The 11,884-nt window shown below is 67.0% G+C and carries 15 protein-coding genes; 9 read left to right on the forward strand and 6 right to left on the reverse strand.

Annotated features, from left to right (window positions below; all coding sequences use genetic code 11):
• Window positions 1–7: 7 nt before the first annotated feature.
• From AC07OX_RS18170 to AC07OX_RS18180, 3 genes are all read right to left on the reverse strand, one after another.
• Entirely contained in the window at window positions 8–982 is a 975-nt protein-coding gene (locus AC07OX_RS18170) for a hypothetical protein (protein WP_495260975.1), read from the reverse strand.
• 138 nt (window positions 983–1,120) lie between these two features.
• Entirely contained in the window at window positions 1,121–1,567 is a 447-nt protein-coding gene (locus tag AC07OX_RS18175; protein ID WP_070062592.1) for a TM2 domain-containing protein, read from the reverse strand.
• Between the two features lie 13 nt (window positions 1,568–1,580).
• Complete coding sequence (locus AC07OX_RS18180; protein ID WP_062475081.1) at window positions 1,581–2,105, reverse strand: GNAT family N-acetyltransferase; 525 nt, start codon at window positions 2,103–2,105, stop codon at window positions 1,581–1,583.
• Between the two features lie 179 nt (window positions 2,106–2,284).
• Between AC07OX_RS18180 and rpsP the strand changes: the two genes are divergently transcribed.
• The 8 genes from rpsP (at window position 2,285) to AC07OX_RS18220 (ending at window position 8,438) form a co-directional block, all read left to right on the forward strand.
• The gene (gene rpsP, locus AC07OX_RS18185; RefSeq protein WP_070062321.1) at window positions 2,285–2,548 is read left to right on the forward strand and encodes a 30S ribosomal protein S16; all 264 of its coding nucleotides are present in this window, start codon (window positions 2,285–2,287) and stop codon (window positions 2,546–2,548) included.
• Window positions 2,549–2,563: 15 nt separating this feature from the next.
• Window positions 2,564–3,118, forward strand: a complete 555-nt coding sequence (gene rimM / locus AC07OX_RS18190; protein WP_159275690.1) for a ribosome maturation factor RimM — start codon at window positions 2,564–2,566, stop codon at window positions 3,116–3,118.
• Between the two features lie 16 nt (window positions 3,119–3,134).
• Entirely contained in the window at window positions 3,135–3,881 is a 747-nt protein-coding gene (trmD, locus tag AC07OX_RS18195) for a tRNA (guanosine(37)-N1)-methyltransferase TrmD (protein ID WP_390342059.1), read from the forward strand.
• 109 nt (window positions 3,882–3,990) lie between these two features.
• Window positions 3,991–4,374 carry a 50S ribosomal protein L19 gene (rplS, locus tag AC07OX_RS18200; RefSeq protein ID WP_056572437.1) on the forward strand — a complete coding sequence of 128 codons (384 nt, stop codon included), beginning with the start codon at window positions 3,991–3,993 and terminating at the stop codon, window positions 4,372–4,374.
• 127 nt (window positions 4,375–4,501) lie between these two features.
• The gene (locus tag AC07OX_RS18205) at window positions 4,502–5,245 is read left to right on the forward strand and encodes a CoA pyrophosphatase (RefSeq protein WP_495260974.1); all 744 of its coding nucleotides are present in this window, start codon (window positions 4,502–4,504) and stop codon (window positions 5,243–5,245) included.
• 58 nt (window positions 5,246–5,303) lie between these two features.
• The gene (locus AC07OX_RS18210) at window positions 5,304–6,305 is read left to right on the forward strand and encodes a CobD/CbiB family protein (RefSeq protein WP_062475069.1); all 1,002 of its coding nucleotides are present in this window, start codon (window positions 5,304–5,306) and stop codon (window positions 6,303–6,305) included.
• Between the two features lie 4 nt (window positions 6,306–6,309).
• Entirely contained in the window at window positions 6,310–7,395 is a 1,086-nt protein-coding gene (gene hisC, locus AC07OX_RS18215) for a histidinol-phosphate transaminase (protein WP_495260973.1), read from the forward strand.
• 17 nt (window positions 7,396–7,412) lie between these two features.
• A complete protein-coding gene (locus AC07OX_RS18220) occupies window positions 7,413–8,438 on the forward strand; it encodes a hypothetical protein (protein WP_495260972.1) in 1,026 nt (341 codons plus the stop codon).
• Window positions 8,439–8,463: 25 nt separating this feature from the next.
• Here the strand turns inward: AC07OX_RS18220 and rsgA are convergent, their stop codons facing one another.
• The 3 genes from rsgA to AC07OX_RS18235 are packed head-to-tail and all read right to left on the reverse strand — an operon-like array spanning window position 8,464 to window position 11,083.
• Window positions 8,464–9,423, reverse strand: coding sequence for a ribosome small subunit-dependent GTPase A (gene rsgA, locus AC07OX_RS18225; RefSeq protein ID WP_083259283.1), 960 nt, complete (start codon window positions 9,421–9,423; stop codon window positions 8,464–8,466).
• Between the two features lie 12 nt (window positions 9,424–9,435).
• Complete coding sequence (locus tag AC07OX_RS18230; RefSeq protein WP_495260971.1) at window positions 9,436–9,786, reverse strand: 4a-hydroxytetrahydrobiopterin dehydratase; 351 nt, start codon at window positions 9,784–9,786, stop codon at window positions 9,436–9,438.
• A 31-nt stretch (window positions 9,787–9,817) separates the two neighbouring features.
• On the reverse strand, window positions 9,818–11,083 hold the full coding sequence (locus AC07OX_RS18235) for a M48 family metallopeptidase (protein WP_062475108.1): 1,266 nt from the start codon (window positions 11,081–11,083) through the stop codon (window positions 9,818–9,820).
• A 62-nt stretch (window positions 11,084–11,145) separates the two neighbouring features.
• Between AC07OX_RS18235 and orn the strand changes: the two genes are divergently transcribed.
• Complete coding sequence (orn, locus tag AC07OX_RS18240; protein ID WP_070062329.1) at window positions 11,146–11,742, forward strand: oligoribonuclease; 597 nt, start codon at window positions 11,146–11,148, stop codon at window positions 11,740–11,742.
• The last annotated feature ends 142 nt before the right edge of the window (window positions 11,743–11,884 follow it).

An 11,884-nucleotide genomic window follows, 5' to 3' on the forward strand; every position in this document is an offset into this window, starting at 1 on the left:
CCTAGGATCACTTCTGTGCAGTTTGGGGTGCCGCTACGGGCAAAGAGGTGGATTTCGACGCCGTCGGCGGCGAGTCGGGAAGCAGCTTGAACGTCACATCGTCCGCTTTCGCCGGGCGGTAGACCGTCACCGACTTATCGAGCACGTTGACGCCCGACAGCACCATCGCGTCGCCGATCTTTGGCACGAAGGCGATGTATTTTTCGTCTTCGATGAGGTTGTAGCCCAGCATCTGCACGCGCGGCCGGAGATACGGGAAGCCGGCTTCCACTGCGGTCATTCGCTTATCGTCGCGGGTGTACGGCTGGGCGACGTCATCCAGCATGACCTTCACCGCGCGTTGTAGGCTGACGGCGACGGTTGCGTTGAGCGATTCACCATCGTTGGCGGTCCAACTGTTCGCGCCTTCCAGGGGTTTGACTTCGCCTGTGGATGCGAAATAGCGGGTCTGCCAAAGCGGACGCCCGTCGGCTCCCTTCAATGCCACCTTCAGGATGGCGAAGGGGCGCACGCCGGTATCGGTTGCGTACGAGAGCAGCAAAGCGCTGGATACGTCCAACTGTGTGGAACCGGAATCCATGCTGAACTTGCTGGGCTGCGGCTGCTGGGCGATTGCCTTCTCGACCTCGCTGCGCGTCTGCGCGGCGAGCCTGACGCGTAGGGTCTTTTCGGCGTTGCTCGCCCCCGCCGCCGAACTGTTGCTGTTGGCCGCATGTGTGACGGCCAGTCCGATCACTCCGAACATCAATCCAGCGGCATTGCCGCGCTGATGGCCAGTGATGATCACGTCACTCTCAGGAACCTTGTAGGCGCCGAGGGGTAAGTCGCTCCAGCCCGAGACCTGGTCGCTGCTGACCTTGACTGCGATGGAGCCAGCGACCACGGGTGGCGCCTTTGCGCGGTCGTACGTGGCGCATGCGCCGAGAGACAGGCACAGAGTAACGACAGCCAGTTTCTGGCCGAGAGTCGAAAGCAGTGACATTTCCCCTCCGGGATGTTTTTAGGTTTTGGAAAGAGCGGCCCTGCGCCGGGGCTCGGTCCAGGCCGCTGGTCTCGGGAATCCGGAGGGGATTCCGCCCGGCCTTCACTTCAGCTGGTGAGCGAACCGCGGCCCTCGGGCTTACTGCGAAATCTTCCGGCCTTCTTCGATCTGGTGTTCGAAGTAGTGCTGGAAGCTGTACACGATGCTCGCCATCAGGATCGAGCTGCCGAAGAACAAAGACGCCACCACGGCGCCGATCGTGAGCCAGTTGGTCTGGCCCGGCGCGGCGTCGGGCGCTGCGCCGGCGTTGAAGCGGGCATTCCATTTTTCGGGCGTCATCAGGCCGTAGATGATCGCCATCAGCGCGCAGCCTGCGATCGTGAAGCCGAGCAGCGGGATCAGCGCCCAGCTCACGCCGTCGTCCACGCCGTACATGCGCAGGCGCTCGATGCCGTAGATGCCAAGCGCCGTGGGAATGGGCAGCAGCCAGCCGAGCCAGTCGCCCATGCCGCGCAGGTAGAAGCGGTGCAGGCCCAGCGGGCCTCCGAGGAAGGAGAGCCAGGCGGCGACGGTCTTGCTTTTCATTTTCTTCATCACATCATTCGGGTTTGGTGCGGCTGCCTTCGCCGAGTACTTTTTCCATCAGGACCACGTCGCGCCAGGCGTCGAACTTCCAGCCGCAGTCTTTCAGCACGCCCACGTGCGTGAAGCCCTGACTGCGGTGCACGCCGACCGAACCGGCGTTGGCCGAATCGCCGATCACCGCGATCAGCTTGCGCACGCCGACCGCTTCGGCCGCCTGCGAAAGCGCCGCCAGCAGCTGTGCGCCCACGCCCTTGCCGCGCGCGGCCTCGGACATGTAGATCGAGTCTTCGGCCGAAAACCGGTAGGCCGGCCGGGGCTTGAACCAGTTGCAGTAGGCAAAACCCAACACTTCGCCGTTTTCTTCGGCGACGAGGTAGGGCAGGTTCTTGCCCAGCACGTCGGCGCGCCGGGCGGCCATGTCGGCCTCGGACGGGGGCTCGGTTTCGAAGGTGCCGGTGCCGTGCAGCACGTGGTGGGCGTAGATGGCCGTGATGGCTGCGATGTCTTCGTCGCGGCTGGGGCGGAGGGTGAGGGTCATGCGGGTGGGGCAGGCGGCGCGGGGCCGGAATTCGGAGAAAAACCCGGGTCGGGCTATAATCGTGGGCTTTTCAGCGTGCGCTGGCCGGGTGGCCATGTCGCGTGTCTCGACGCTGGAAGAACATCGTGAGCGGGCCTCTTTCTATTTGAACTGGCTCGCTGACCACCCAAGGATAAATCATGGTCGTCATTCGACTCTCCCGCGGCGGCTCCAAAGGCCGTCCGTTCTTCAACATCGTCGTGTCGGACAAGCGCGTTCGCCGCGATGGTCGCTTCATCGAGCGTCTGGGTTTCTACAACCCGACCGCCAAGGAAAACGAAGAAAGCATCCGCATCGCCCAGGACCGCCTCGCGTACTGGAAGAGCGTCGGTGCCCAGGCTTCGCCCACGGTGCTGCGCCTGATCAAGCAAGCCGCTGCTGCGGCTCCCGCGGCGGCCGCCTAAGCCGCCCGCACGGCGATGTTGCCCACACTCGAAGCCGCCGAACTGCCGGCGGATGCGATCGAGGTCGGACGCATCGCCGATGCCTGGGGCATCAAGGGCTGGTTCAAGGTCCTGCCCCACAGCGCCCAACCTGAGGCGCTTTTTTCTTCCAAGCGCTGGTTCCTGCAGGCTCCTGGAGCCTCCACACCTGCCGCTTTCCGGCTCGCGGTTCGCGAAGCCAAAGAACATTCCGACTGCATCGTCGCCTCGTCCGAGGATGTGCCCGACCGCAACGCGGCCGAGGCGCTTCGCGGCGCGCGCGTGTTCGTGCCGCGCTCGAGCTTCCCTACCGCCGGCGACGACGAGTACTACTGGGTCGACCTGATCGGCCTGTCGGTCGTCAACCGCGAAGGTGTCGTGCTTGGTGCGGTGCGCGAACTGCTCGCCACCGGCCCGCAGACCACGCTGGTGCTGACGGCCGAAGAAGACGGCAAGACCATCGAGCGCATGGTGCCGTTCGTCTCGGTCTTCGTCGACAAGGTCGACCTGCCCGGCCGCCTCATCACGGTCGACTGGCAACCCGAGTTCTGACCCGGGCCGCGCGCGCATGCGCTTCGACGTCCTCACGCTCTTTCCCGAACTGTTCGCGCCCTTCATGGCCAGCGGCGTGACGCGCCGCGCCTACGAATCGAAGCAGGTCGAGGTCGTGCTGTGGAATCCGCGCGATTTCGCGCAGGGCAACTACAAGCGCGTGGACGACCGCCCCTTCGGCGGCGGACCCGGCATGGTGATGATGGCGGAGCCGCTGACGGCCTGCCTCGATGCCGCGCTGGCTGCCCGCGGCACACCGGCGCCGGTGGTGCTGTTCTCGCCCATCGGCGAGGCGCTGCGCCACGAGGCCGTCGAGCGCTGGTCGGCGAGCGAGGGTGCGGTGCTGGTCTGCGGACGCTACGAAGGCATCGACCAGCGCTTCATCGACGCGCGCGTCACGCACCAGGTCAGCCTCGGCGACTTCGTGCTGTCGGGCGGCGAGATCGCGGCGATGGCATTGCTCGACGCCGTGGCCCGGCTGCAGCCCGGCGTGCTGGGCGACGAGGCCAGCCATGTGCAGGACAGCTTCAACCCGGCGCTCGACGGGCTGCTCGACTGCCCGCACTACACCCGGCCCGAGCAGTGGAACGGGCAGGGCGTTCCGGCGCCGCTGCTCTCGGGCCACCATGCGCAGATCGAGCGCTGGCGGCGCGACCAGCGCCTGGCCATCACGGCCGCACGGCGCCCCGAATTGATCGATGCCGCAAGGGCGGCTGGCAAGCTGAACAAGGCCGATGAGGCCGCGCTGAAAAAAAAGCTATAATCCGAGGTTCCCCGATCCTCTGTCCGGCCGCGCCCGGTTTTCTAGCGGTTCTTCCGCCAAAGCCACGGCGCCTTTAGTGCAGCCCGAAACGATCGATATCCAGGAAATCATGAACCTCATCCAGACCCTCGAGCAGGAAGAAATTTCCCGTCTCGGCAAGACCATCCCCGATTTCATGCCCGGTGACACGGTCATCGTCAGCGTGAACGTCGTCGAAGGCAGCCGCAAGCGCGTGCAGGCTTACGAAGGCGTCGTGATCGCCAAGCGCAACCGTGGCCTCAACAGCGGCTTCACCGTGCGCAAGATCTCCAGCGGCGAAGGCGTGGAACGTACGTTCCAGACCTACAGCCCGCTGATCGCCGGCATCGAAGTCAAGCGCCGCGGCGACGTGCGCCGTGCCAAGCTGTACTACCTGCGCGAGCGCAGCGGTCGTTCGGCACGCATCAAGGAAAAGCTGCCGGGCAAGTCGCAGAAGGCTGCGTCGGCCGCTTAATCAGCCGCCGTCCTTTCTGCTCAAAAAGCCGCCGCTCTGGCGGCTTTTTGCGTTGGCGCCGCGCTTCAAGACAGTTTTCCATTTTTACGCTCTACTCCTTTCATTCCGCCACAGGCCGCATCCTCTCTTGACCTCCTCCACTTCCGCCCCCACGTCCTCCGCCGTCGTCGAACCCGTCAATGCCGTGGTGCCGCCCGCGTTGCTGCAGATCGACCCGCGCCAGGCGCCTTTCGTGGACGGAAGCGACGGTCTGCCGGCGGTGGTGCCGGCGCAGCTGACGGCAACGGCCCTGCGCGCGCGCTTTGCCTCGCCGCCCATCTGGACGCCCGAGCTTCGCCGCGAGCCCCGCATGACCGACCGCGTGCCGGCCCAGGCCGCCGTGCTGGTGCCGATCGTGCAGCGCCCGCAAGGCGCGACCGTGCTGCTCACCGAGCGCACCACCCATCTGTCGACCCATTCGGGACAGGTGGCCTTTCCCGGCGGGCGCGTCGACCCCGAGGACGCCAACATCCAGGCCGCCGCCCTGCGCGAAGCCTGGGAAGAGGTGGGCCTGTCGGCGCAGTTCATCGAGGTGCTCGGCACCTTGCCGACCTACACGACCGTCACTTCGTTCGTCGTGACCCCGGTGGTCGCGCTGGTGCAGCCCGACTTCGTGCTCGACATCAATCCGTTCGAAGTGGCCGAGGCCTTCGAGGTGCCGCTGGCCTGGCTGATGGACCCGGCCAACCACCGCCGCCACGCGGTCAGCGCCACCGATGGGGTCCGACGCGAGTGGTACTCGATGCCGTACGTCGATGGCCCGCACGAGCGCTTCGTCTGGGGCGCCACCGCGGGCATGCTGCGCAACCTCTACCGTTTCCTCGCCGCCTGAGCCGGATCGGGCGCCACCTGGGGTCAAAACCTTCAGGTGCTCTCGCTATCATCGAAGGATGAGCTTCTTTGCCATCCTGTGCGCGTTGCTGATCGAGCAGGTGCGGCCGCTGGGCCCGCACAACCCCGTGTACGGCGGCGTCCTGGCGTGGACGCGCTGGACCAGCCGCAACTTCGATGCGGGCAAGCCGCACCACGGATGGATCGCCTGGGGGCTCGCGGTGTTCGTGCCCACGCTGCTGTCGCTGGGCGTGCACTGGCTGCTGGTGCTCACGCTGGGCCTGCCGTTCGCCGTGCTGTGGAGCGTCGCGGTGCTCTACATGACGCTGGGCTTTCGCCAGTTCAGCCACCATTTCACCGACATCCGCGATGCGCTCGACGAGGGCGACGAGCCGCTCGCGCGCTCGCTGCTGGCGCACTGGCAGGGCGTCGATGCCGCCGAGCTGCCGCGCAGCGAAATCGTGCGCCATGTGATCGAGCATTCGGTCATTGCGGCGCACCGGCATGTCTTCGGCGTGCTGGCCTGGTTCTCGGTGCTTGCGGCTCTCGGCCTGGGGCCGGCGGGCGCGGTGTTCTATCGCATGAGCGAGTTCGTCGCGCGCTACTGGGCCCACAAGAACGGCGCGCCGGTGCAGCCCTCGAGCGTGGCGGTGCAGGACGCGGCCGAGCGTGCCTGGCATGCCGTCGACTGGCTGCCCGCGCGCATCACGGCGCTCGGCTTCGCCGTGGTCGGCAGCTTCGAAGAGGCCATCGATTGCTGGCGCAACGACGCGCGGCGCTTCCCCAACGAGAACGACGGCGTGATCCTCGCGGCCACGTCCGGCGCGGTGAACGTGCGCCTGGGTGGCGGCTCGCTGAGCCCGATCCCGGTGGCCGATCCGCTGCCGCGCGCGCAGGCCGGCGAGTCGCCGAGCGTCGGGCGGCGCCTGGACAGTGGCAGCACGCCGGGGCGCGAGCCCGAGCCCGGCCACCTGCGCAGCGTGGTCGGCCTGGTCTGGCGCTCGGTCGTGATGTGGATGGTGCTGCTGGCTTTGCTCACGCTCGCGCGCTTGCTCGGCTGACCCCATGACCACCCCGTCCGCACCGGCCTTCTGGAGCCCGCGCATCGGCGCGCTCGAGCCCTACGTGCCCGGCGAGCAGCCGCGCATTGCCAACCTCGTCAAGCTCAACACCAACGAGAACCCGTACCCGCCGTCGCCGGAGGCCATCGCGGCGATCCAGCGCGCGGCCGCCGACGGGTTGGAGCGCTACCCCGACCCCACGTCGCTCGCGCTGCGCGAAGCTGTGGCGCGCCGCCACGGGCTGCAGATCGGTGAGGTGTTCGCGGGCAACGGCTCGGACGAAGTGCTCGCGCACGCGTTCTTCGCCTTCTTCCAGCAGGCGCAGCCGCTGCTGATGCCCGACGTGAGCTACAGCTTCTACAAGGTCTATGCCCAGCTCTACGGCATCGCCTGCGAGCAGCTGCCGGTCGATGAGGGCCTGCGCATCGACATCGATGCGTTCGCGGCGCGCGCACGGCAGGGCTGCGGCGGCATCGTCATCGCCAACCCGAACGCGCCGACCGGCATCGGCCAGCCGCTGGCGCGCATCGAGCAGCTGCTTGCTGCGTGCCCCGATCGCGTCGTGCTGGTCGACGAGGCGTATGTCGATTTCGGCGGCGAGAGCGCGCTGTCGCTGATCAGTCGGTATCCGAACCTGCTCGTGGTGCAGACGCTGTCCAAGTCGCGCTCGCTGGCCGGCCTGCGCGTCGGTTTCGCCTGCGGGCAGGCGCACCTGATCGACGCGCTCGTGCGGGTCAAGGACAGCTTCAATTCGTACCCGATCGACCGCCTGGCGTCCGCCGGCGCCGTGGCCTCGCTCGACGACGAGGCGTGGTTTCGCAAGACACGCGACCAGGTCGTCGACACGCGCGAAGGCCTGAGCCTGCAGCTCGAGGACCTGGGCTTCGAGGTGCTGCCGTCGCAGGCCAATTTCGTGTTCGCGCGCCATCCGCAGCGCGACGCGGCCGAACTGGCCGCCTTGCTGCGCGAGCGCGCCGTGCTGGTGCGGCATTTCAAGCAGCCGCGCATCGCGCAGTACCTGCGCATCAGCATCGGCACGCGGGATCAGTGCAGCGCGCTCGTGCAGTGCCTGCAGGACATCCTCGCCTGACATCCCGAGGCAAGTCCATGTCGACCCTTCATGCCGATCCGCGCGCCGTTGCCTGCGCATCGTTCTGGCAAACCTTGGGCGACAAGCTCGAGAGCCTGCATGCCTTGTCGGGCCCCGCGCTGGTGGAGGCGCTGAACGCGCTGCTGCAGCCCTTCTTCCCGAACCTGGCCGCCGAAGTGCTGGGGGACCCGCCGGCTTTCACGCTCGTGCTGACGGCGCACGGCGCCGAAGACGATTTCGAAGACCTCATGGCGCTGGTGCGCAGCGCGCCCGCGTTGCCCCAGGTCGAGGTGGAGGCCTTCAGGCAGCGCATGCGCGAAGGTTTCAGCATGCGCATGAACGACTTCGAACTCGCCAGCTCGGACGTTCTCGTGAAGCACGAGCCCTACAAGGGGCGGGTGGCGCTGGAGATCGGCTTTGCCAAGCCCATTCCGATGGACATGCAGGACCACGCGCGCCACATGAGCCTGATCATGCTCGACCGCATCCTGGGCGAGTACGACTTCGCCGTGAAGGTCGGGCCGGTCGATCACGTCGAGGCGGACGCGCAAGCGGATTTCGATGGCGTGCCGCTCGACGGCTTCGTGCCTCTGTTCGACGCATGTTGGCGCGAGGATCTGGGCCACACCGGCGTGTTTCCCGCGGGCGAGCACGGCTGGTCCGGCCTGACGGCCACGCGCACCGCCGAGGACGGCAGCGAGGTCGAGGCGGTCGTGATGCGAAACGACGCCGCGAACGCACTGCTCGGGCGTGCCGACCTGGGCCATCGGCTCTCGGCCGCCATCCCCGTCGAATCGGGCGAGGAACTGGACGAGGCCCGTGCTTACGAAGACCGGCTGACCGCGCTGCTGCAGGCGCACGGCGAAGGCTGCTGCACGCACATCGTGCTGGAAGAGGGTGTTCGCACCGTGCACTTCCATGTGGCCGATCCGCAGGCGGCCATTGCGCATGCGCAATCGGTGCAGGAAGCGCTGGAGTTGCGGGTGGCGCTCGATCTGGCCTTCGACCCGACCTGGAAGTCGTACCGCACCTGGCTGGCCTGAGCGTGGCCGAGCCTTCGGTGCGGCGTCAGTAGCGTGTCTGGCTCAGCTCGGCGAACAGTTCGCCGTAGATCTTGTAGCGCGAGGCGCTGATCGGTCCGGGTTGCGTCGCCGTTTCGACGTTCGAGATCACGCCGCAGCCGGGTTCGTGCAGGTGGGTGCAGTTGTAGAACTTGCAGTCGCCCGTGTGCTCGGCGATGTCGGGCATGAGGCCGGCGAGCTGCATCGGCTCGATGTGGTTCAGGCCGAATTCCTGGAAGCCCGGCGAGTCGATGAGACCGGTGGTGCGGGCCTCGTCGATCCAGTACCAGGTGGTGCTGGTGGTCGTGTGCTTGCCTGAATTGAGGGCCTGCGAAATCTCTTGCGTCAGCACGCTCGCGCCGGGCACCAGCAGGTTGGTGAGCGTGCTCTTGCCCGAGCCCGATGGGCCGAGCACCAGCGTCGACTTGCCCGCCAGCAGCTTCATCAGCGAGGCGTAGTCCGCTTCGCCGGAAGCCTTGAGCGACAGCGGCAGCACGCCGTGGTGCATGCGGCGGTAGGGCGCCAGCTTGGCCCAGGCGCGCGCAAAGGGTTCGACGAGGTCGCTCTTGTTGAGCGCGATGATGGGCGTGATGCGCTCGGCCTCGGCCGCGATCAGTGCGCGCGCCAGCTGGTGTTCGGAAAACTCCGGCTCGGCCGCGATCAGGATCAGCACATGGTCGAGGTTGGCCGCGAACGACTTGGTGCGGATCTCGTCCTGTCGGTAGAAGAGGTTGCGCCGCGGCAGCACCTCTTCGATGGTGCCTTCGTCTTCGGTGGCCTGCCAGCGCACGCGGTCGCCGACCACGGCCTGGCTCTTCTTGCCGCGCGGGTGGCAGATCAGCCGCTCGCCGGTGGGCGTTTCGACCAGGCAGTGACGCCCGTGGCTGGCGACGACGAGGCCGTCGTGGTGCGCCTTCCCCGTGTTGTGCGCAGCGGGGGTGAAGGCGGCGCGGCCCGGCTTAGCCACAGGCGCGTGTCCTCATGCGGCGGGGCTCGCAACCAGCGCGTCGGCCTGCCGAGCGCAATCGAAATCGGTGATCGACAGACCGTTCACGTCGTGCGTGTTGAAGCGCACCACGCAGCGGTTGTAGTGCACCGACAGGTCGGGGTGGTGGTCCTGCGTGTGGGCCACCATGGCCAGCGCATTCACGAAGGCGATGGTCTCGAAGTAGTTTGCGAAGGTGAAGGTCTTCTCGATCGCGACATCGGCGCTGTCGCCGGTGAGCTTCCAGCCGTCGAGCTGGGCCAGGCCCGAGACGATCTCGGTGGCGCTCAGGGCCTTGCGGGCCGGGAGGTTTTTCCAGTCCTTGGGTTTGAACATGCTGCTCATGAGGGGCTTCGCTGAAAAGGTGGGTCGAGGGTCACGCCGCGGCCATGCGCGCAAGGCGCTCGGAGGCGGGCGGGTGGGAGTAGTAGAACTTGACGAACACCGGGTCCGGCGTGAGCGTCGAGGCGTTGTCCTGGTAGAGCTTGAGCAGGGCGGCCGACAGGTCGGCGCCGCTGGTCTGCGCCACGGCGTAGGCGTCGGCCTCGAACTCGTGCTTGCGCGACAGGCGCGCCGGCAGCGGGGCGACGAAGAAGCTGAACACCGGCACGGCCAGCATGAACAGCAGCAGCGCCAGCGCGTTGTTGGGCGCGGCCGGCGACAGGTTGGGCTGCACGCCCAGGCCGGCGTAGAACCAGACCTGCGTCGAGACCCAGCCCAGCAACGCGAAACCGGCCAGGCTCAGCGCGAACATCGCGATGAGCCGCTTCACGATGTGGCGGTGCTTGAAGTGGCCGAGTTCGTGTGCGAGCACGGCCTCGACTTCGCCGGCGTTGAGCTGGCGCAGCAGCGTGTCGTAGAACACCACGCGCTTGCTGGCGCCGAAGCCGGTGAAGTAGGCATTGGCGTGCGCGCTGCGCGTGCTGCCGTCCATCACGAACAGGCCCTTGGCCGCGAAGCCGCAGCGCTTCATGAGCGCCGTGACGCGCGCCTTGAGCGTGGGGTCGTCCAGCGGCTTGAACTTGTTGAACAGCGGCGCGATGAAGGTCGGGTAGATCAGCATCAGCAGCAGGTTGAAGCCCATCCACGCGCCCCAGGCCCAGAGCCACCAGAGCGTGCCGGCCGCACCCATGAGCCACAGGATGAGCGCCGCGATCGGCAGCCCGATCAGCGCGCCGAGCAGCGTCGACTTGACGGTGTCGGTGAGCCAGAGCTTCCAGGTCATCTTGTTGAAGCCGAAGCGCTCCTCGAGCCGGAAGGTCTGCCACAGCGTGAACGGCAGCTCCAGCAGGCCGCCGATGACGGCAAAGGCCGCCAGCAGCGCCAGTTGCTGCACCATGCCGCCGCCCAGCCACACCAGCAGCAGCTTGTTCAGCAGGTCGAGCCCGCCGAGCAGCGTCCAGCCCAGCAGCAGGGCGGCGCCCCAGGCCATCTCGACGAGCCCGAAGCGCGCCTTGGCGATCGTGTAGTCGGCCGCCTTCTGGTGGGCGGCCAGCGTGATCGTGCTGGCGAAGGCGGCCGGCACGGCGCCGCGGTGGCGCGCCACATGGCGCACCTGGCGGGTGGCCAGCCAGAACTTCACGAGCAGGCCCGCCACGAGCGCCGCCGCGAAGGCAAGGGTGAAGATGAGCGAATAAGACATCATGAAGCGGCGAGTTTAGTCCCCGGTATATCGGGGCGCAGGCCTTCGACGACAATCCTGCGATGCCCGAATCCCTTGACCCGACGCCCCCCGCAGCCGCCCCCACCCTGAAGAAAAGCGACCAGAACCTGGTCTGGCTGGACTGCGAAATGAGCGGCCTCGACCCCGAGAAAGAGCGCCTGCTCGAGATCGCCGTGGTCGTCACCGGCCCCGACCTCACGCCCCGCATCGACGGCCCCGTGCTCGTCATTCACCAGAGCGACGCCGTGCTCGACGCCATGGACGCCTGGAACAAGGGCACCCACGGCCGCAGCGGCCTGATCGACAAGGTGAAAGCCTCCACGCTCGACGAAGCCGCGGCCGAGCAGCAGCTGCTCGAATTCATCGCCAAGTACATCCCCAGGAGCGGCTCGCCGATGTGCGGCAACACCATCGGACAGGACCGGCGCTTCCTGGTCAAGTTCATGCCCAAGCTCGAGGCGTACTTCCACTACCGCAACCTCGACGTCAGCACCCTCAAGGAACTGGCCAAGCGCTGGAAGCCCGCGGCCTACACCGCCTTCAAGAAGCAGCAGGCGCACACCGCGCTGGCCGACGTGCACGAGTCCATCGAGGAGCTGGCGCACTACCGGGAAACCTTCCTGCGCTTGGTGGATTGACAACAATTAGGTAAAAACCCGAAGCCGTGCCATAATCGCAGGCTTCGCTGATTTGAACGCGTCTTTGGACACAGATCAGCGTCTCTCGCATCTCCCTATCTTGCACACCGCGCCCGATCGCATTCGCTGATCAAAAAGGGCC

It is taken from the genome of Variovorax sp. GW821-FHT09D07 (genome assembly GCF_059416345.1).